Below are 19,977 nucleotides of genomic sequence, written 5' to 3' on the forward strand. Positions count from 1 at the left end.
AGGGTGAAAGTTTAAGAAAAAAACGGTAAAATTGTCAGCCCATCAGAATCTCTCAGATCAGAACCTAAATTAAGGGGGTCAGTATGCCCGGTACGGGGTCAGCATCAACGGAATATCCAACAAGCAAATCGTATCCGCATCCTGGATCGCAGAGTCAACCGCATTTACTTTGCCAATAAATGAGTCAAGTTCGGACTGGGGATACGGCTATCAGTGGTGGCGGGGAGTGTTTCGGGCTAAAAATAAGGTATTTCCTGTGATCTATGCAGCCGGGTATGGAGGTCAGGTTTTATACATCGTTCCCGATTTAAACCTCGTGATTCTTACATTACACCACAACCCATCGGATGTAAATGGCAGCCACTCCCTGACATGGAAAGAAATGGATAAGTTTATTCTGCCTGCTTTCCTGTGATTTACAACGCTATAAGTGATCCAGAGATGTAATTTATAGGAGCGCAAATTTCGAAAAGTGGAAATCAAATCACAGTGCATCCACAGTCTCCCAATATATTATTGAGCTTTCCGTACAGGCGGAAGTTCTTTTGTTAAGAAGTCAACGATAATAATTGCTTCGTTGCGTATCGATTCGCAGATTTGTTAACCCTTAAAAATTCACTCATATTAAAGATATGACGAAAAACATGACGAGTAGAAGCGCGTTACAAATGATGGATTTAATATTGGGGATCGCGCATAAAATTTGTTCATATACTCGGCGAATTTTGTTGCTTCTCAACTGGGTTACGCGTATCCGGCAGACTGGGACCACCATCTGACAGCACATTTACAACATGTCAGAGACTTACCTGCCGACGCTCAACAAATCTATGGCGAAAGCTGAATTGAGAGATGATATTGCATTGTCTCACGGCAAGAGCGTTATTTGTGACACTCACGTTTACTGACGAATGGTTGCGATAAGTCAATTTTATAAAGCATTTTTAACGACCGTTTTGGGGCACTCTTAACCGAAGTTTATCGATACGTATCTGTTACCAGCAGCGGTTCTGCCTGATAACCAACAGACAAACTCATTTCAGTTTACCTGTTGGTTCAATAATTCTTTATTGGTATTAACTGGCTCTTTTGTTCGCCTCCGCAGCGTGACTGGCATAAAAAAATTTACGAGGTTTCCATCCGGGTCGCGGAACAACATTGAGCGATTAGAGGCCCAATTTGTAAACGAAAACTGAGCGGCGCATTGGGCGCAAATATGTTTTTCAAAGCATCACGACTGCTATCCGGGCTGAAAATATACATTCGGTTCAGCTATTGTTGCTTCGATGGGGCATAGTACAACAATACGGCACCACTGGCAAAGGTGTGCGTCTTTGTCAATTCGAAAACAACTCCGTCTGCCAGTTCGTCAAATAAAGGCAAACCTTTTCGCGCCACCACCGGGTGAACCATCAGCTGAAATTCATCAACGAGGCCGAGGTTGATCAGGGCAATAATCAGGCTGCGGCTGCCAACCAGAATGTCACCGCCATCTTCTTCCCGGAGCGCCAGCGTTTCCGCTTCGAGGTCGCGGGTAGCAACCTTTGCGCTTTTCCAATCCACATTTTGCAAGGTGCGGGAAAATACGATTTTGGGAATAGCGTCGATATTCGTTGCAAAATCATCCATCGATTTTTCTCCGCTGGGGTGTTCCACCAAGCCTTTCCAGAACTCCATCAGCAGATAAGTTTTCCTGCCGTACAATGCAGTACCGGCATTTTTCAGGAGCTCTCCGTAGTGATCGTGCACGGCTTCGTCAGGCGAGACTGCCGTGTGATCGCAAAAACCATCGAGCGTCATATTAATAGCGGCGATTATCTTTCTCATACGTGATCAAATTTATTGATTAGGTTTTGGACAGTAGCAAAAGTAGCTAACTACCAATCCATTACCGCGGTCATTTCAAACATATTCAGGGGGCATTTGAGACAAGTTTGAAACCTTAATCTGATTAACCGTAGGCTGGCTGGTCAGCTCAGGCAGTTTGCTAACGATCAGCCCCATAATTTTCGGGATAGCTACTACAAAAAGGTATTGCTATCGTCGGGCGAAGCTGCTTATATCAACGGAGAAAATATAGTACCAGACGGCAAACGTACCACCCAACAGCAGTTACTCAAAACCGAAATATTCATTTAAATCTCCTTCGGCAATCGTAAAAAATAGTATCAGTAATCCACACAAAAGTAGGAGAACGGATGGTCATCAGGAATGTACTTTTGTGTAACAAGTATTTCTTAAAATTACATTTCGTTTATGAGAAAAATAAATCATCCCGACCGTGATCCTGACTTTGCCACGGGAGCTTATTCTGATGGTATCGTCGTTGATGGTTTTTTATTTGTAAGCGGACAAGCCGCAGTTGATTTCAAAACTTCGCAATTTATCCTGGACACCATTGAAGAAGAAACCCGACGCACGCTGGATAATATCAAGGCGATTGTAGAAGCTGCCGGTGGTACGATGGAAAATGTAGTAAAATGTACGGCACATCTCGCTGATATTAACGAATTTGACAGATACAATACCGTTTATGCCACCTATTTCCCCGGCATAAAACCTGCACGTACTACCGTACAATCCATATTGGCAGAAAACATAAGAGTAGAAATAGATTGTATCGTGAAACTGCCTTCGGCCTGATCGTTCCTGCAATGAAAGAACTTTCAAATACCGCCGAAATACATGTTGGTGTTGTCGGGCTCGGGCTGATGGGCAGCAGTATTGTGGCTGCCTTGCTGATCGCCGGCCATCAGGTCATTGCGATAGCCCCCATCGCAGCCGATGCTGAACAAGCCGCTTCGAAAATAGCCCATCAACTCGATCATTGCGTGCAGGCTGGTTTGGTTCAAAATCCCCCTGAATTTTATTTTGAACACCTGACAATCTCGGAGGACTACCATTGTCTCGAAAAGTGTAGTGTCGTAATTGAATGTGTGATTGAAAAAATTGAAATAAAAACGGTGGTCTATCAAAAAATCGCGGATGTTGTAAGCAGCAGTACGATTATTGGTTCCAATACTTCCGCCATTCCGATCAGTGTTCTTCAGGAACAGGTGCCGCACCCGGAGCGGTTTTTGGGTATCCATTGGGCTGAGCCGGCTTTCATGACGAGATTTCTGGAAATTACATGCGGAGCGTTGACGGCAAGGGAAAATGCCGACAGGATTTTCGACCTCGCGCATCACTGGGGCAAAGAACCTACCCTATTGAAAAAGGACATTCGCGGGTTTATTACCAATCGTTTAATGTACGCCGTGTATCGTGAAATCTTTCATTTACTTGAAAATAACCTCGCCAACCGGGACGATGTGGACAAGGCATTTCGATACGATGCTGGTTCCTGGATGACCTTAATGGGAATATTCAGGAGAATGGATTACACAGGGCTGGATGATTATACCACGATTGTCGATAACCTGTTTCCTGTTTTAAGCAATACCAAAAATGTACCCGAAAAGATGAAAGAAATGGTCAGTATTACGGCAAAAGGAGTGCATAACGGAAGGGGCCTCTATCCATATTCCAATGGAGAAGCAGGCCGGTGGGATGAAGCCTTTGCCAGTTTTAACAACGAAATACGTCAGCTGGCCGCGGAATATTCTGCCGGAAAAGTGAATGAATTTCTTGGACATTGATCCTGGCTCAAACCGAAGTAAAGACTTTCTGACAAAACAATAAGTATACGAGAGAGGTTAAATAGATTATCAATGAAGCCGACGGTTAATTGCCGAAAGCCCGTATCCGATGTATAAATGAAATCATACAAAGAATCTGCTATTTTACTGGAAAGAGCAAAAAAAGTGCTGGCAAGCGGTGTTTCCTCTGAATTCAGGAAGTACAATCATCCGCATGCCTTGTTTTACACCCATGGAAAGGGAAGCAAAATATATGATGTGGATGGCAACGAATATCTTGACTTTACACTGAGTCAGGGACCGCTCCTCCTCGGTCATTCCCATCCTGAGGTATTAAAAGCTGTAAAACAATATTCCGAAGACGGCCAGTTATTTGCAGGGCAGCATATCCGGGAGATAGAACTGGCGGAAAAAATCAATCAGCTAATCCCATCAGCGGAACTGATGCGCTTTTGTCTGGATGGTTCGGAAGCAGTTCAGACTGCTTTCAGGGTAGCACGTGCGAAAACAGGCCGAAAGAAATTCCTGCGCTTTGAAGGTCATTACCACGGCTGGATGGATAATGTCTGCTGGGGAATTTCTACGCCGTCCGAAGAGGCACTGGGGAGCCGTGAAAATCCCAATGTTTTTCCCTGGACCGAAGGATTGCCGGAAGGTGTTGAAAATGAATTCATCGTTTTGCCCTGGAATGATCTGGAACTGGTAAGAAAAACCGTCGCGGAAAGGTTTGAAGAAATAGCAGCCATCATTACAGAGCCTGTTATGTGCAATAATGGCTGCATTGAACCACTACCCGGCTTTCTTGAAGGTTTGAGAGAGATTTGTACAGCCAGTGGCATTGCTTTAATTTTTGATGAGGTCATTACCGGATTCCGGTTATCGCCGGGAGGGGCTCAACAGCATTTTGGGGTGACACCAGACCTTTCCATTTTCGCCAAAGCCATTGCCAGCGGCTATGCAATCAGTGCAATCGCAGGCAAAAGGGAATGGATGCAGCTGATTGAAAATGCACGGGTGATCCACGCAGGAACCATGAACGCCGGCAACCCGACGGTAGCCGCCGCCCTTGCCACAATTACAGTCCTCGAAACGGAAAAACCACATGAACGAATGTTCACACTTGGAAAAAGATTAATGGAGGGACTAAAAAAAGCGGCGGAGGAAACAGGACATAAGCTTCTCGTTGAAGGACCGGGGCCCATGTTTGCAACCAGCTTTTCCGGTCTCGATAAATCGGTGGATTACAGAAGCACACTTTCAGCAGATAAAGCAAAGCTGGGGAAATTCATTTCTGGTATGCACGAGGCTGGTATCCGTGTTATCGGCAGGGGTTTGTGGTACATCAGCGCCGTTCATACCGAAGAGGAAGTAGATCAGGCCATTGCTGCTGCGCGTCAGGTGCTGACTGAAATCAGATCATAAAAGTTTTTACACGACACCAAAAATGAAAGAAGTGGGACAAGATAACGCACCTGTACTTCTTGTGGGGAGTAATAAATTGACTTACAGCATTGCGATTTGCCTGCAAAAGGCAGGGCATCCGGTAATCCTGAGCACGACAGACAAGGAAAAAGCCGTTGACTATATTACTGGTTACTCAGCAGAAGCTGGTGAAATGGTTGTAAGCAAAGGTTTTAAAATTATACAGGATTTGGATTTTAAGCGTGAGGTAAAAATGGCAATTGCCATTACAGATGAAAACCTTTCTGCCAAAAAACAACTGATCGGCAAGCTGGAATCTAGCCTGTCGCCAAACACGCTGATCGCTATTAATACCGAATCCATACCCTTAGACGAATTACAAAATGGAGCTTCCGCGCCTGAGCGTATCGTTGGACTTAATTGGGTTGAGCCCGCTACGACAACACTTTTCCTGGAGATCATTGCCAATTCCACCACCAGGCAGTCTTATGTAGACTATATTTATCAAACAGCAAACCTAACCTGGGGAAAAGATCCCTATACGATACAAGGCGAGACAGGTATCAGGATGCGTCTTTTTGCCGCCATGCTGCGTGAAGCTTTTTATCTGGTAAAAAATGACTACGCAACGGTGGAAGATATAGACAGAGCCTGCCGCAACGATGCGGGATATTATTTACCATTTGCAGGTAATCTGCGGTACATGGACCTGATGGGAACCTATGCGTACGGAATGGTTATGAAAGATCTTAATCCTGAACTAGCCGCAGACAAAACTGCTCCTGACTTTTTTGTCTCCCTGATCCAAAATGCAACACTGGGAATGAAAAGCGGCATAGGGTTTTACGATTATAGACCAGGAGAGAGTCAAAAATGGGAAGCTTTGCTAAAACAGTTCAGTCACCAGGTTAGTGCGTTATTTGAAAAATATCCGTTTAATTACAAAACGCAGGAAGTTGGATAGCAAAAACTTAAAAATGGCAAGTAGCTGTTGGCGATTAGCCATAAGCGATTATCTCGGTAACCACATGATTAATAATTTGTTATAAAAATCAATAATATAAACTAATTTTTCACTACCACTTATTTTCGACAAACCGTTTTGGTCTTGATTAAACCCATACTAAAATCTTAATGAAGAGACTGATTTTTGATGCCCATCTGGATTTGTCCATGAACGCAATAGAATGGAACCGGGATCTGACCCGTCCGTTAACCGAGATCCGGCAACGTGAAATGAACATGTCCGACAAACCGGACCGTGGAAAGGGAACAGTTTGTTTGCCTGAACTAAGAAAAGGAAAGATCGGCATTGTGGTTGCCACGCAACTTGCCCGGTTTACGCCTTACGGAAGTGCATTATCCGGTTGGAATTCACCGCAACAAGCCTGGTCGATGACGCAGGCTCAGTTGGCCTGGTACCGGGAAATGGAAGTGCTGGGCGAAATGATCCAGATAACCGATGCAGAACAGCTGGAAACACATCTGGCATTATGGAACGACGATTCCAAACCAGACGAAGAAAAACCGGTAGGATATATCCTAAGTCTTGAAGGAGCAGACTCACTGGTGGATGTTTCTTATTTGCACAGAGCCTATGGCTACGGTTTGCGGGCAATCGGGTTATCCCATTTCGGTCCGGGACGTTATGCGCCGGGCACCAAAACGGAAGGGCCCATAACACCGCTCGGCTTTGAACTGCTCGGTGAAATGAGCAAGCTGAATATGATTCTTGACACGACCCATCTGACCGACCAGGGATTTGACCAGGTGCTTGATTTTTATGAAGGACCGGTTTGGTCGAGCCACCATAACGTGAGAAAATTTGTCCCAAACCAACGGCAGCTCAGCGACCACCAGATCGAACGCCTGATCAAACGCGGGGCCGTAATTGGCGGAATGCTGGATTGCTGGGCGATGGATATCCGGTTCATCGACACCGTTTCGGACCCCTGGCAGTTGGATATCCGGCTCGAGCAGCTCGTGGATCATTGGGACCACATCTGCCAATTGGCGGGAAACAGTCATCATGTGGCAATTGGAAGCGATCTGGATGGTATTTTTGGCACTGAGCAATCCCCCTGGGATCTGAATTCCAGTGCTGATTTGCAGAAATTCGAGTTTATTCTTTCGAATCGCGGTTACAAAGAATCGGATATAGATAATATATTTAGTAAAAACTGGCTCCGGTTTTTGAGAAAAGCCTGGAGTAAATAGAATGCAAAACGAAAAAGTCAGACCTTTTTACAATCCAATTTAAATAAGGCTTACAGCCGAGAGCCAGAAATGAAAAACAATACTTTCCATGCCGGCGCTGCCCGTGTAAAAACCACTCCGCCATTGGGTACCCGGATTAATGGCGATTTTATAACCCATTATGCCAATTTTGTTCATGACGATCTGTATTCGCGTGCATTGGTACTGCAAAACACGGGCGTAAGGATGGCGTTGGTTGTGGTGGATATTTGTGTGATGCCGAAAGAATTCCTGGATGAAGTAAAAGCAAAGATTGCCAGCGAAACGGGCATTCAGGCATTTAACGTACTCATTTCAAGCACGCATACGCATGCGGCTGGATCGGTAGCGGATGTACATCTGGGCAGTGTGGATCCTGCATACAGCAAAAAATTACCAGGCCTTATTCTGGAATCCGTTCGATTGGCCATTAAGAATCTGCGGCCTGCGCAAGTGGCATTTGGGGCTTTAAATGTGCCCGAACATTTGCGCTGCCGTCGTTATTTTATGCAGGAAGCATATGTGCCATTTAATCCCGTCACCCGGGGAGCGGATCAGATCAAAACCAATCCTTTTGGAGCAGAACAGTTTATGGAACAAAGCGTTGCGCCCGTTGATCCGCAACTTTCTTATCTGGCAGTAAAAGGACTGGACAACCGCTGGATCAGTCTGCTTGGCAATTACTCGCTTCATTATGTGGGCGACTGGGAAAACGGAACCATATCGGCGGATTACTTCGGTGTTTTTGCAAAAGAAATTTCCCGTCTGCTTCATGCAGATGACGATTTTGTGGGCATGATGAGTAACGGAACGAGCGGAGATGTGAACATTTGGGACTTCCAGGATACCTCCCGTTACCCGAAAGAGAATTTTGCAAAAAGCAAGCTGATCGGTAATGATCTGGCTGAACGCGTTTTTCAGTCATTGGAAGGTATTTCGTGGCAGACCGACCCGGTGCTTTCCGTTTTGTATGAGGACCTCGAAATTGAAACGGTGAAACCAACCGCCGATGAACTGGAGCTGGCAAAAGAGATTGTTTCTTTTGCAGATTACAACAATATTGTAATAAATCAGAAAGGATTGGAACAGCTTTATGCCCGGGAGCAAATTTTACTCAATGAATTTGACGATAACCGAACCTGTCCGGTGCAGGCATTCAGAATCGGTACTGGTATTATCGGTGGGCTTGCCGGAGAATTTTTCTCTGAAACGGGACTTTATTTGAAAACAGAGCTTAAAACAGCACATTACTTTACCATCAGTATGGCAAACGGAAACGTCGGTTATGTGCCTCCGGTGCATGAAACCGATCGCGGTGGGTACGAAACCTGGCGTTGCCGGTACAGTTGCCTTATACCGAGTGCAGAAAAAATAGTCAGGGAAAAATTGGTTGACCTTATCAGAAGGCTCTGAGATGGATCTCGTTGCTTGGATTAGGCCGATACCATTAGCTTACGACCTCATATAATGAGCGTTCTGCGGTAATCACTTGGTGTCATACTTTTTAATTTCTTGAATTGCCGGTTGAAATTAGCGAGATTGTTAAAACCACATTCATAGGCTACTTCCACCACGTTCCGGTCGTTTTCAGAAAGTAGCTTACAGGCATGTCCGATGCGCACGGTGGTCAGATATTCTACAAAAGTGACACGGAACTGTTCCTTGAAATAGTTACAGAACGCGGTAACGCCCATGCTTCCCACAGACGCTATTTCGGCAAGGCTAATTTCCTTGTCAAAATTTTGCATGATGTAGCCGGTTACCTTTTTAAACCTGTCAGAGCAATCGTAATGGAAATTCTGTACAAAGAGCGGACTGGCTAAAAGGTCATACTCGTTGGTGGTGGACATAATATCAAATATGAGAAACAAAGAGGATAACCTCTGAAGCCCGTTCATGCCCGGCATGTTTTTGATCAGCGCATTGATCTTTGCACGCGTTTCTCCGTGTAAGGTCATCCCGCGCTCGGCAAGCTTTAAAACCTTTCTGAAACTCTCGATTTCGGGAATAGTCATAAATTCCTCACCCAGAAAATCATCCGTAAAATGAACAACCAATGCATCAGCTTTATGATCTGCACGCCGTTCCAGATAAACCGGATCATTAACCCAAACATGAGGGAGCAATGAACCGATAAAAACCAGATCTTCCTCTTCAAAATAGCCGATGTGATCACCAACCATCCTTCTGCCTGTACTTTTGGTTACCAGTACAAATTCATAATGTGCATGGTAATGCCAGGGCGCGGGAAAGAAATCCCCCGTCTCCCGGAAAACAATAAAAGATTTATCAACATCCTGAGGTAGATGACATTCAACTGCTTTCATGGTATGTACATTTATCGTTTATGAAAAATAATACAAATCTTTATCTTTCACCAATTTGTGAAAGATAGTATCAGAAATGAAGATAAAAATACGATTGCCAGTATGATCATTAAAACTCCCAGCGGTAACTCAGAACCGGGATCAAACCAAGCTGGTCTTTGCGCACAACCTGTTTTTGAAACCTGTCATAATAACTATACGCCTCATTTTTGGTGGCTGAAATATTCTGAATATCCAGTGCCAGCGTCCGGCTGTATTTTGCCTTGCTTTTCTTCCAGTAAATTCTCAGATCAGGGCGGAAGTAATCTTTCATCCGGATCGCAAACGCTCGGTTGGCGTCATAAACCGTCGTATTGGCAGCAGCAGACGCATCGGTGTCAATCGGTGTTTCCCTAAACCCTCCTATCCAAAGGATTTTAGTGTTAATCCCCCAGGTGCTTTCCCTGCCCGACTTAAATTCTTTTCCTCCCGTAAAACTAAACGTGTGCCTTCCGTCAAAACGGCTTTTTCTTCTGATCCCGTCGGAACCGATGTATGTAGCATCATACAAAGAGGCTGATATCAGGTAGTAATATTGCCCGGTCAGCAACTTCTGATACGTGGCTTCAATGCCATAATTACGTCCTTTTCCCGTTCCGGAAAGTTTTTGATCAACAAAAGTTTCCACCAGATTAATCGCTGAAAATGATCCGGACAAGGCATTCACAGGGATATGATACAATTCCTGGTCGTAAACCTCCACTTTCAGGCTCATACTGTTGCTGAAATTCTTTTGATATCCCACGACAAAATGGTGTGATTTGCTTGGTCCCAAAAGCAAATTGGAATGGAGCGGCGACTGATCATTTTTCCCCGATATATAGATCTGCGGAAGTTGCAGCTGACTGTGCAAGCCATAAGAAAAACTGATTTGCTGCGATGTGTTTACCTGAAAACGCAGCGCAGCCCGCGGTTCAAAAGAATTACTTTTGAAAGTGGTATAATACAAATGATGCATACCAATTTCAGACGTCAACCGGGATGATAAATGATAATTCCAGCTCATAAACGGCTGAATCACAAATCCATTTATTTTATTTACCCGTTGCGTAGTAATATCCGGCGAAGCAATTCCGTCCGTTTGCCAGGTTGCATAAACACCCGTTTTCAGCCGGCTTCTTTCATTAAACCGATGAGTCAATGTGCTGCTCAGCGACACGCGGCCTTTGGTCTGTTCGTCACGTTCCTTTAAATTTTTGTCGTCCGCATTTTCCGGATTGACGACATAACCTACCCTTGACATTTTCAAACCCGAAGCAACAATCGTTGAATTTAACAAAGTATGGCTGTTCAAAGCAAGCGCATGTGTCGCCCCAACGGCACCCATTTTATTTTTGTAGATAATATCCTGCCCATCCTTTTCAAATTCCCAGGTCGTCGTGTCCTTATCAGCGCTAAAAGTATTGCTGCTAATACCGCCCAGGCCAAAAAATGTGAAGGTTCCGGCCTTTTCGGTGGGCAAATTAATATTGAAGGAAAAGTCCTGAAAGCGGATATCCTCCCCGCCGAAATTCACGCCCATAGCGCCCAGCAATCCCGTAAAAGAATAACGGTAATTGGCCAGATAAGAGGCCTTTGATTTTTTAGAAAATGGCCCTTCCGCCGCCAGATCCAGACCGATCAGCCCGACCTGGGCCGTAAACTCGGTCTTTTCATCATTGCCTTTTCTCAAATTCATATCCAGCACACCCGAAAGTGCGTTGCCATATTGTGCAGGAAATGCACCGTTTAGAAAATAAGAAGTACCCAGCAACTGCGTGCTCAAAATATTAACTCCCCCACCCGTTTGCGTGGCACGGTCGCTGAATGTACCGGCGTTTGAAAGGTGGTTTGGATTGACAATTTCCACGCCTTCAAGCCTCCATTGCATACTGTTGGGCGAGTTTCCACGGATCACCAGGCCGTTTGCCTGATCGTTGGCGGCGGCCACACCGGCAAATGAGGTCGTGACACGGGCTGGATCCAGATACGTAGCCGCATAACGCAGGGTTTGTTCTACGGTGATCGCCTGCACGCTGTTGAACGCAACCGGGCGGGAAGACAGCACGGTTGCCTCTGCAAGCTGCCCTGCGCGGATACTTAATTTTATCTCCTGTATATTTTCTTTTCCCGATTCAAGTAAGATTTCCGGTATAATTACCTTGTCATAACCGACAAATGAAACCGTTAAAACATACCTGCCTGCCACCAGTTCTGTAAAACGAAAGTTTCCCGAAACGTCTGTTAAGTTGCCTTTTCCCAGTGGCGCTAACAGCACATTGGCACCAGGAAGCGGAATCCCCGTATCGGCATCTTTCACCATTCCCCTGATGGTGGAAGTTATCGTTTGCGCTTTTACAGAAAACGTTGAGAACAAAAATAAAAACAGTAGACTAAATCGCATTTCGAATGATTAAGGTGGCAAATTTTCCGGTTTACATAATAAGACGTTTACCAGCGGATACTAATTGAACCTCGTATTATTTTTCCCGCCTATCCCACAAATCATTCTTTTTATTTAAATATTTTACTATATGATTTCACTATTTAAATTTTAATTCTACATTTGTAGAGTTAAATCTAAAAACATAGAACATGGAGTTAAGCAAAACCGAAGAGCAGCTCATGCATTACATATGGAAGTTAAAAAAAGCTTTCATGAAAGACCTGATCGATTCTTTTCCGGAACCAAAGCCAGCCGGTACAACCGTGGCAACGCTTCTCAAAAGAATGCAGGACAAAGGTTTTGTTGGCTACACGCTGTATGGAAATTCGCGCGAATACTATGCTTTAGTCACGAAGACCGATTACTTCTCAAAACATGTCAATGGGATGATCAAAAACTTTTTCAATGATTCGGTTTCACAATTCGGCTCATTCTTTGCGAAGGATACCAACATGAGCATGCAGGAACTTGAAGATCTAAGAAAAGTGATAGACGAAGAAATTAAAAGAAAGAAAAATGACTAGCTATCTGATAAAATCGCTTTTATGCTCAGGCTTGCTGCTGCTCTTTTATCATCTCTTTCTTGAAAAAGAAAAGATGTTTTTCTTCAACAGATTTTATCTGCTGTTCAGCATCATTTTCGTGCTCGGAATTCCCTTTTTGCGTATTGAGCTCAATCCGGAAAAACTGCCGGATGAGGTTCATCCGTATGCTCAGACGGACTTCCTGAAAACTGACATCCTGCCCGTCAAAATTCCGGACCAAACAACATATAAAGAAGAGCAAAACGATTCGGCTCACGATTTGCCCCGATTGATTTATAGTCTTATAACCTGCATTCTTTTGGTCAGGTTTCTGATCAATCTGCACTCCGTTTTGCTGCAAAAGCATGGAAAACAAATGATCCGGTACAAAAAAACAATGCTTGTGCTCGTTCCTGAAAATACAATTACCTATACATTCCTCAACCACATTTTTGTCAACAAAGACGAATTTCTTAATCGTCAGATTCCGGAGGAAATTTTAACCCATGAATATGCACACGTACGTCAGAAACATACCCTTGACGTGCTTTTCACCGAACTGGTCCAGGTTTTTTTCTGGTTCAACCCTTTCTTTTTCTATTTCAAAAAAGCGATGCGCCTGAACCACGAGTTCCTGGCCGATGAAGCAGCGCTTGCCATTGCTCAGGATCCCGGGTCTTATAAAATCCTGCTTCTTGATAAAATACTATCAGGCACACGCACAAACCTGACCAGCAGCTTTAATTATTCCATCACAAAAAAACGACTAACCATGATGACCAGAACTGCCAATCCGTCGCAAAACTTAATTAAACAAACCGTTTCATTCTTCCTGATTTTGGGACTTGGGTTTACTTTTTGTGAGAAAATTTATTCACAAAAAACCGAAGCTAACCCCGAAGAAAAACCGGCAAAAACCAGGACGGAACTAAAAACCGGCAACGGTTTATCCCAGGAACTCCTGAACGAATTTACCGAAACAATAAAAAAACACACCCGATACACCAAAGAAAAACAACCCTACAACGAAATTTATGAGCTTACTGCCGAGCAGAAAGAACGGCTGTTTTATTTGTACAGCAACATGAGTTCTGAACAACAAAAAGGATCTATTATCGATATTTACCAGAGCGCAATACCCGTTAAAAAAATACGGTCTGCCGAGTTATTCGAAAAATGGAAAAATCCAAACGTATTTGGCGTCTGGCTTAACGGCAAAAAAATCAACAATAAGGAATTGGGAAATTACAAGTATACTGACATTGTAGAGTCTGAAATACATAATCTGTATGGTGCGGCAAAAAAGGGGAGAATTTACAAATATCAGCTAGAATTGACAACCAATGATTTTTTTGACAAAACCTATCCGGAAAGAATGAAAGACAGGGTACACATACGGCAGAGAATTGTAAGGAAGTAAACACGTCGCCGTTAAATTTCTCGACGAAGATCCCTGATTAAAGCGTCCGTTTTTAGATTTATCGTAATTTTGCCCTGTACAATTTCTGATTTATAATGAAGGTTGAAGATATAGAGTCGTTTTTCAAACAGTTACAGGATAATATTTGTGCTGCAATTCAGGAAGCAGACGGCCAAAGTACGTTCAAGGAAGACTTGTGGCAGCACCATTCCGGCGGCGGCGGACGAACACGGTTAATCCAAAATGGCGGGGTGATCGAAAAAGGCGGGGTTAATTTTTCAAGTGTAAAAGGAGAAGTACATCCGCGGCTTCGTCAGCAAATGCAGTTAAACGATACCGACGATTTCCATTTCACGGCCACTGGCGTATCGATTGTTATGCATCCTAAAAACCCGCATGTGCCGATCATTCACATGAATGTGCGGTATTTTGAGCTGAGCAATGGAACCTGCTGGTTCGGAGGCGGTATTGATCTGACGCCGCATTACGTGATCGAAGCAGATGCCAGGGCTTTTCACAATCATTTAAAATCGGCCTGCGACAAACATCACCCGGATTTTTACCCCAAATTTAAAACCTGGGCCGATGATTACTTTTTCATCCAGCACCGCAACGAAACACGGGGCATCGGGGGAATTTTCTTCGATTATTTAAAACCCGATGAAGCCGGATATGGAAGTAATCTGTCCAAGGAAGCATTATTCGCTTTTGTCAGGGAGATCGGAGAAAGTTTTGCACCGATCTACACGCAGCTGATGGCTAAGCATAAAGACGAACCATTTTCCGAGGAGCAAAAGCAGTGGCAGTATCTGCGTCGTGGAAGATATGTGGAATTTAACCTGGTTTGGGACCGAGGCACCAAATTCGGGTTGGAAACCAACGGGCGTACCGAATCGATTCTGATGAGCTTACCTCCGCAGGCCAATTGGGAATATAATTTTATCCCGGAAGAAAATTCCGTGGAAGCCAAAACACTCGCCTGGTTAAGAAAGGGCGTTGACTGGGTGGATTAACCTATTCAATTCCAACCTTTTCTCATCAGAAAGCGCCTTATATCTGTGCAAAATAAACGCTTCTGATGAGAAAACTATTCAGCCTATTTTTGCTTACGCTTCTGTCTTTGTCTATATCCTGTCAGGACAAATGCGGCTGTGCGCCGCCTGCTTCGATGTATGACGATTTATTTGGAAGCTGGCAATGGGTAAAAACAAAGACGCCAACCAAAAACATTCTTGCAGAAAATGCGGGTTATTCCAAAATCATGGATTTTGTTTTCGACCGAAAGGTTCAGGCTGTCAGAATAACTTTCTACAAAAATGACAGCCTTCAGCGAAACATTTTGGTGAGCAAAAACCTGGAAGACAGCTGGGAAAACAAATCCGTTTTATTGAAATATAATAACGACATTCAATTGAAATACTTCCGGTCAAACGAATTTCACAACGATCATTACAATATCGAAGTAAGTGAAATCATGCCAACATACGACGTCCGTGCGGATACCGTCCGGCATCATTATCGGTTTGTGAAATACCTGGAAGACATTTGAAGTGTGGGAATTAAAAATAACCTGTTTCCTACCTCCAGGCATTTTCATCGAGTGCAATGTTCCATTCCCTGCTCTTGTCATAAAACAAATAACCATTTTCGGTCTTCAACGGAGAATCGAAATTATTATGATAAAGCGCTCCCGTTCCCAAACCTTGTGGTAATTGGTTATCAAAGGACGCAGCAAACTGCGCAATGGCATTGAGCCCGATATTGGATTCGAGCGCGGAGGTCATCCACCAGCCTATGGAAAGTCTGGTCGCAATTTCAATCCATTCCTTACAATGCTGAAATCCGCCCAATAACGTGGGTTTCAAAATAATAAACGGCGGCTGTGTTTTTTTCAGCAGCGCAAACTTCTTGCGGTAATCAAAAATCCCGATCAGTTCTTCATCCAAAGCCACGGGAACAGGTGAATTTGCACATAAATCGGCCAGCAGATCAAGCTGACCGGCACGAATCGGCTGTTCGATGGAATGCAGCTCAAATTGTGACAGACGTCTTAACTTTTCTTCAACATCCTGTGGCTGAAATGCCCCGTTGGCATCCACCCGTAATGTAATTTGGGAGGCAGAAAATCTTGTACGCACCGATTCCAGTACACGACACTCCTGATCGAAGTCAATGGCGCCCACTTTCATTTTCAGCGTCGTATAACCCTGTTCAAGCTTCTCTTCGATCTGGCGAACCATATGGTCGTAAGATCCCATCCAGATCAGTCCATTCATCGGGATGCCTTTTTCACCTTTCGAAAATAAATTTTTGTAAGGCGTTTTTTGCCCGCCGTTCATAAAATCAAGCAGGGCCATTTCAATACCAAAACGCACCGACGGCAAATGTTCCGGGATCACCTGCTGTAAAATAATTGACAGGTTAAAAGGAAAAACTTCCAGGTCCAGCTGATTGAATAACTCGCAAACTTCCTCCAGCTGCGCGCCAAAATCAGGGATGTCGTCCACACTGAGTCCGGGAAGCGGTCCACACTCTCCGTAACCGGTAACACCCGGCTGTTCCTCATCCGTAATTTTAAGAATCCACGAGGTTTTTTGTGTCAGCACCCCACGCGAAGTACCGGCCTCCATTCGAAAATGGAGCGTATAGGGTTGAAACACAATTCTTAAAGGCATATTTTGCGGTGTCAGTTTTTTTTCGGGGAACAATATTAACCAAAAAATATGTAATTATGCAGATAAGATGACAGAACATAATTGGATAAAAGTAATACTGACACCATTTTCGTGGGTATATGGTTTGATAACCTTGCTCCGGAATTCCCTCTATGACACCGGTATCAGCCCTTCCGGGAAGTCACCACAATTCACAATTTCCGTAGGCAACCTCACCGTGGGCGGAACGGGAAAAACCCCTGTCGTTGAATACCTTACCAAACTTTTATCTCAAAATAACCAGCCCGCAATTTTAAGCCGGGGGTATGGCAGAAAAACAAAAGGACTGCTGTTTGCCGATAACGCCTCAACGGCCTCGGACATCGGAGACGAGCCCTTGCAATATTTTTCAAAATTTGGAAAAAACATTGTTGTTGTCGTCTGCGAAAAACGTATAAACGGAGCCATTGCCATAAAGGAACGATATCCGGAACGCAATATTTTGTTACTCGATGACGCCTATCAGCACCGGGGCATTCAGCGGGACGTTAACATTTTGCTCAATGATTACAACCGTCCTTTTTACGAAGACCTCCCCTTTCCCGCAGGTCGTTTACGGGAAACACGCAACGGAGCAAACCGGGCAGATGGTATTATCGTAACCAAAACACCGGACAATTTGCCGGAAACGGAAAGAGACAAAATCCGGAAATCCATCCGCATATACAGCCGGGCCGAGGCTCCGGTTTTCTTTGCCTCCATCAGCTACTCCGAGCCGCTTGGGTATGATACCTTCCCGGTTTTGTTAAAAAAAGTTATAATCGTGGCAGGGATAGCCAATCCACAGCCCTTTACTACATACCTTCGGACCCGGTATGACGTTATTGAGGAAATTATTTTTCCGGATCATCACAATTACACCCATAGCGACCTGGAACATCTTATTAAGTACATAAAAAACGATACTTTTGTACTCACAACTGAAAAGGATATGGTCAAGCTAAAACCGCTTGCAGCACAATCAGGAGTCACGGATCGTTTTGCCTATTTGCCCATGGAGATAAATTTCGGTACAGATACCGAAGCTTTTAATCAATGGATCACCCAAAATACCCTATGACTCCGGCCTTAAATCGGTGGAATTATTGAATCGTTTATGAGAATTTTATTAGCTGTTGTTTTTTGGGTTTCATGTAGCTTCCTGCTTTTCCAACATGCTGCTGTTGCGCAGATCAAACTTCCAGGCGGTATGAATATGCCCGGAGGTGGCGGCGGCGGATCCGGAGGTGGTGGCAAAGGCGGCGGCGCAATACTTGACGACAGTACAAAAACCATTTACGGCCCGCAGACTACACTGCATTTTTTTGAAAGTGACATTATAAATAACCGCGATTCCGTGCGTTATCGCGTGGACACGCTTCTCCCTGATTTTAACCGATGGACACCGGTGGATCGTTCTTACGGGAAGCTTGTAGATTTGGGGAATGTCGGAACCGCTTCCAGAAACCTGTTTTTTACCCCGCGGCAGGATATCGGGGCTCAGCTGGGCATGCGTGCCTATGATCCTTATGCTATTCAGCAGGATGAAGTACAATACATCGATTCCAAGTCGCAATACACGGATCTTACTTACCGGTCGGGAGGGAAAAAGACCACGCTTGGCCGTTTTGGCTATTCCCAGAACGTTAACCCGCGTTTCAATTTCGGCATCAGAGGGCAACGTCTGACTTCCAACAAGCAATATGGTACTTATGGGGTCGCTTCCGAGGCCTTACTTGGGCAAAACTGGACTTTTCTGCTGCATTCACATTATTTTTCAAAAGACAAAAAATATCTGATTCTCGCGCACTACCGTCATTTAAACCAAAAAGTCCGGGAACAGGGGGGCGTATTACCCGATGAAGAAGTAGGAGGCGATGGCATTTACGCTTATGATGGTCTTGCCCGTATCAGCGATGATGCCAATTCCTGGGAAAGGCGTCAGGTTTTCCATATTTATCAGCAGTATAAGCTGGCCAACGGCTTTCAGGTTTTTGCGCAGACGGATTACCAGAGTATCATCAACCGGTATACCGACAAAAACATCAAGCGCGGTATCACCTATGGCATCTACCCTGCGTCTCGGTACGATTCGCTAAATACCAGGCAGGATATCTTTTACAAACTGTTTGATAACAAAATCGGTATCAAAGGCAGATTTTCCGGTTTTAACTACCGGGCTTACATGCGCCAGCGTTTTTATGGAATGCGTTCGAATAGTCAGGAGCCGAATACGGTTGGTTTTTTAAATACAACCTATAAAACCGGCTTAAAAATTGAAAATATTCTGGGCATATGGCTTAACTATTATTTAAAAGATTCAACTCAAAATCTGGTTGCAGAAGGGGCTTATTCGGTAGGACTGGGGGACTATCAGCTAAAAGGAGAATTGTTTACCAAATGGGGAAAAGCAAGCTTCCAAAGTATTAAGACCTCTCCCGATTTAATGGTTCAGCGGTACATAAATAATCACTTCTCATGGAGCAATAATTTTAACCCAACCAAAGTTCAAACTCTTAGCGCCTCCCTTGACCTTAAAACAAAGCGTGTAAGCTTCGTCCCGGAACTTCAAATCGATCAGATCAACGACTATATTTATTACGACACTGCTTCAATACCAAGACAATTTACGGATTTCAAAGGGTTTCGATTGTATCGAATCGGCGCAACTACCAATATCCAGCTGAACAAATGGAATTTCAAGGGAATGGGGTATTTGACTTTAAATGATAATAAAGAAATCATTCGCATTCCAGCCTATTTTGCCAGCGGACAAATTACCTATGACTTTACCTATTCCAAAGTATTGTTCATTCAGGCCGGCGTTTCGGCCATGTACCGCTCCTCTTATTTCGCAGATGCCTACATGCCGATTACCCAGCAGTTTCATATACAGAACAGTTTTGAAATCAACCAGTACACCGTTGCGGATTTGTTTGCCAATGTCAGGATCAAACGTATTCGTCTCGCGTTTAAAATGGCCCACGTCAATCAGGGACTGGGCGTGCCGGGGTACTTCCAGACACCGGGGTATCTGGGTTTGAAAAGAGCGTTTTCATTCGGAATAAACTGGCCATTGTTTGACTAGGACTTCGGCTGTCAGCTTTCAGCAATCGGCTGGGGTCGCCCCGGCTTAAAAATTTACCGGTCAATGACGCTGCGTTGTTTATTGAATGCCAATGATCCCGAACGATAATTTTAAAAGCAGAAAACCTGTTTCTTACGTCCATTTCCCTTAATTTCCCTGCAAACAA

General features: G+C 44.3%; 17 protein-coding genes. 13 read left to right on the forward strand and 4 right to left on the reverse strand.

What is annotated here, in order from left to right; genetic code table 11:
* Window positions 1–169 precede the first annotated feature (169 nt).
* Window positions 170–415, forward strand: a complete 246-nt coding sequence (locus RB622_RS20140; RefSeq protein WP_308048429.1) for a hypothetical protein — start codon at window positions 170–172, stop codon at window positions 413–415.
* An 857-nt stretch (window positions 416–1,272) separates the two neighbouring features.
* Here RB622_RS20140 and RB622_RS20145 read toward each other — a convergent pair.
* On the reverse strand, window positions 1,273–1,827 hold the full coding sequence (locus RB622_RS20145) for a dihydrofolate reductase family protein (protein WP_308048430.1): 555 nt from the start codon (window positions 1,825–1,827) through the stop codon (window positions 1,273–1,275).
* A gap of 429 nt (window positions 1,828–2,256) precedes the next feature.
* Here RB622_RS20145 and RB622_RS20150 point away from each other — a divergent pair, with 429 nt between their 5' ends.
* The 6 genes from RB622_RS20150 (at window position 2,257) to RB622_RS20175 (ending at window position 8,708) form a co-directional block, all read left to right on the forward strand.
* Window positions 2,257–2,643: a Rid family detoxifying hydrolase gene (locus RB622_RS20150; RefSeq protein WP_308048431.1), complete on the forward strand. Its 387-nt coding sequence runs from the start codon at window positions 2,257–2,259 to the stop codon at window positions 2,641–2,643.
* Window positions 2,644–2,654: 11 nt separating this feature from the next.
* Window positions 2,655–3,638: a 3-hydroxyacyl-CoA dehydrogenase family protein gene (locus tag RB622_RS20155; protein ID WP_308048432.1), complete on the forward strand. Its 984-nt coding sequence runs from the start codon at window positions 2,655–2,657 to the stop codon at window positions 3,636–3,638.
* Window positions 3,639–3,755: 117 nt separating this feature from the next.
* On the forward strand, window positions 3,756–5,060 hold the full coding sequence (locus tag RB622_RS20160; protein WP_308048433.1) for an aspartate aminotransferase family protein: 1,305 nt from the start codon (window positions 3,756–3,758) through the stop codon (window positions 5,058–5,060).
* A 22-nt stretch (window positions 5,061–5,082) separates the two neighbouring features.
* Window positions 5,083–6,024, forward strand: a complete 942-nt coding sequence (locus tag RB622_RS20165; protein ID WP_308048434.1) for a 3-hydroxyacyl-CoA dehydrogenase NAD-binding domain-containing protein — start codon at window positions 5,083–5,085, stop codon at window positions 6,022–6,024.
* A 170-nt stretch (window positions 6,025–6,194) separates the two neighbouring features.
* Window positions 6,195–7,277, forward strand: coding sequence for a membrane dipeptidase (locus tag RB622_RS20170; RefSeq protein WP_308048435.1), 1,083 nt, complete (start codon window positions 6,195–6,197; stop codon window positions 7,275–7,277).
* Between the two features lie 69 nt (window positions 7,278–7,346).
* A complete protein-coding gene (locus tag RB622_RS20175) occupies window positions 7,347–8,708 on the forward strand; it encodes a neutral/alkaline non-lysosomal ceramidase N-terminal domain-containing protein (RefSeq protein WP_308048436.1) in 1,362 nt (453 codons plus the stop codon).
* A gap of 47 nt (window positions 8,709–8,755) precedes the next feature.
* Here RB622_RS20175 and RB622_RS20180 read toward each other — a convergent pair whose 3' ends face one another.
* Window positions 8,756–9,622 (reverse strand): AraC family transcriptional regulator, encoded by an 867-nt coding sequence (locus RB622_RS20180; RefSeq protein ID WP_308048437.1) that lies wholly within the window; start codon window positions 9,620–9,622, stop codon window positions 8,756–8,758.
* A gap of 109 nt (window positions 9,623–9,731) precedes the next feature.
* Window positions 9,732–12,044, reverse strand: coding sequence for a TonB-dependent receptor (locus RB622_RS20185; protein ID WP_308048438.1), 2,313 nt, complete (start codon window positions 12,042–12,044; stop codon window positions 9,732–9,734).
* A 191-nt stretch (window positions 12,045–12,235) separates the two neighbouring features.
* On the opposite strand from RB622_RS20185, the gene RB622_RS20190 reads away from it, so the two are divergent.
* The 4 genes from RB622_RS20190 (at window position 12,236) to RB622_RS20205 (ending at window position 15,579) form a co-directional block, all read left to right on the forward strand.
* A complete protein-coding gene (locus tag RB622_RS20190) occupies window positions 12,236–12,610 on the forward strand; it encodes a BlaI/MecI/CopY family transcriptional regulator (RefSeq protein WP_308048439.1) in 375 nt (124 codons plus the stop codon).
* Complete coding sequence (locus RB622_RS20195; RefSeq protein ID WP_308048440.1) at window positions 12,603–14,030, forward strand: M56 family metallopeptidase; 1,428 nt, start codon at window positions 12,603–12,605, stop codon at window positions 14,028–14,030. The genes RB622_RS20190 and RB622_RS20195 overlap by 8 nt, the downstream gene beginning before the upstream one ends.
* A gap of 95 nt (window positions 14,031–14,125) precedes the next feature.
* On the forward strand, window positions 14,126–15,043 hold the full coding sequence (gene hemF / locus RB622_RS20200) for an oxygen-dependent coproporphyrinogen oxidase (protein ID WP_308048441.1): 918 nt from the start codon (window positions 14,126–14,128) through the stop codon (window positions 15,041–15,043).
* Between the two features lie 65 nt (window positions 15,044–15,108).
* Window positions 15,109–15,579, forward strand: a complete 471-nt coding sequence (locus tag RB622_RS20205; RefSeq protein WP_308048442.1) for a hypothetical protein — start codon at window positions 15,109–15,111, stop codon at window positions 15,577–15,579.
* Window positions 15,580–15,607: 28 nt separating this feature from the next.
* Here the strand turns inward: RB622_RS20205 and menC are convergent, their stop codons facing one another.
* The gene (gene menC / locus RB622_RS20210; RefSeq protein WP_308048443.1) at window positions 15,608–16,705 is read right to left on the reverse strand and encodes an o-succinylbenzoate synthase; all 1,098 of its coding nucleotides are present in this window, start codon (window positions 16,703–16,705) and stop codon (window positions 15,608–15,610) included.
* 67 nt (window positions 16,706–16,772) lie between these two features.
* On the opposite strand from menC, the gene lpxK reads away from it, so the two are divergent.
* Both lpxK and RB622_RS20220 read left to right on the forward strand, forming a co-directional pair.
* On the forward strand, window positions 16,773–17,804 hold the full coding sequence (gene lpxK, locus RB622_RS20215) for a tetraacyldisaccharide 4'-kinase (protein WP_308048444.1): 1,032 nt from the start codon (window positions 16,773–16,775) through the stop codon (window positions 17,802–17,804).
* A 36-nt stretch (window positions 17,805–17,840) separates the two neighbouring features.
* Entirely contained in the window at window positions 17,841–19,811 is a 1,971-nt protein-coding gene (locus RB622_RS20220) for a putative porin (protein WP_308048445.1), read from the forward strand.
* Window positions 19,812–19,977: the final 166 nt, after the last annotated feature.

Origin of the sequence: Dyadobacter sp. LHD-138 (assembly GCF_030929615.1) — a bacterium.
Lineage (GTDB): Bacteria > Bacteroidota > Bacteroidia > Cytophagales > Spirosomataceae > Dyadobacter.

Excerpts from the sequence above, each read along its gene's own strand:
- RB622_RS20145 (WP_308048430.1), bottom strand. The coding sequence starts at position 1,827 with ATGAGAAAGATAATCGCCGCTATTAATATGACGCTCGATGGTTTTTGC.
- RB622_RS20150 (WP_308048431.1), top strand. The coding sequence starts at position 2,257 with ATGAGAAAAATAAATCATCCCGACCGTGATCCTGACTTTGCCACGGGA.
- RB622_RS20155 (WP_308048432.1), top strand. The coding sequence starts at position 2,655 with ATGAAAGAACTTTCAAATACCGCCGAAATACATGTTGGTGTTGTCGGG.
- RB622_RS20160 (WP_308048433.1), top strand. The coding sequence starts at position 3,756 with ATGAAATCATACAAAGAATCTGCTATTTTACTGGAAAGAGCAAAAAAA.
- RB622_RS20165 (WP_308048434.1), top strand. The coding sequence starts at position 5,083 with ATGAAAGAAGTGGGACAAGATAACGCACCTGTACTTCTTGTGGGGAGT.
- RB622_RS20170 (WP_308048435.1), top strand. The coding sequence starts at position 6,195 with ATGAAGAGACTGATTTTTGATGCCCATCTGGATTTGTCCATGAACGCA.
- RB622_RS20175 (WP_308048436.1), top strand. The coding sequence starts at position 7,347 with ATGAAAAACAATACTTTCCATGCCGGCGCTGCCCGTGTAAAAACCACT.
- RB622_RS20180 (WP_308048437.1), bottom strand. The coding sequence starts at position 9,622 with ATGAAAGCAGTTGAATGTCATCTACCTCAGGATGTTGATAAATCTTTT.
- RB622_RS20185 (WP_308048438.1), bottom strand. The coding sequence starts at position 12,044 with ATGCGATTTAGTCTACTGTTTTTATTTTTGTTCTCAACGTTTTCTGTA.
- RB622_RS20190 (WP_308048439.1), top strand. The coding sequence starts at position 12,236 with ATGGAGTTAAGCAAAACCGAAGAGCAGCTCATGCATTACATATGGAAG.
- RB622_RS20195 (WP_308048440.1), top strand. The coding sequence starts at position 12,603 with ATGACTAGCTATCTGATAAAATCGCTTTTATGCTCAGGCTTGCTGCTG.
- hemF (WP_308048441.1), top strand. The coding sequence starts at position 14,126 with ATGAAGGTTGAAGATATAGAGTCGTTTTTCAAACAGTTACAGGATAAT.
- RB622_RS20205 (WP_308048442.1), top strand. The coding sequence starts at position 15,109 with ATGAGAAAACTATTCAGCCTATTTTTGCTTACGCTTCTGTCTTTGTCT.
- menC (WP_308048443.1), bottom strand. The coding sequence starts at position 16,705 with ATGCCTTTAAGAATTGTGTTTCAACCCTATACGCTCCATTTTCGAATG.
- lpxK (WP_308048444.1), top strand. The coding sequence starts at position 16,773 with ATGACAGAACATAATTGGATAAAAGTAATACTGACACCATTTTCGTGG.
- RB622_RS20220 (WP_308048445.1), top strand. The coding sequence starts at position 17,841 with ATGAGAATTTTATTAGCTGTTGTTTTTTGGGTTTCATGTAGCTTCCTG.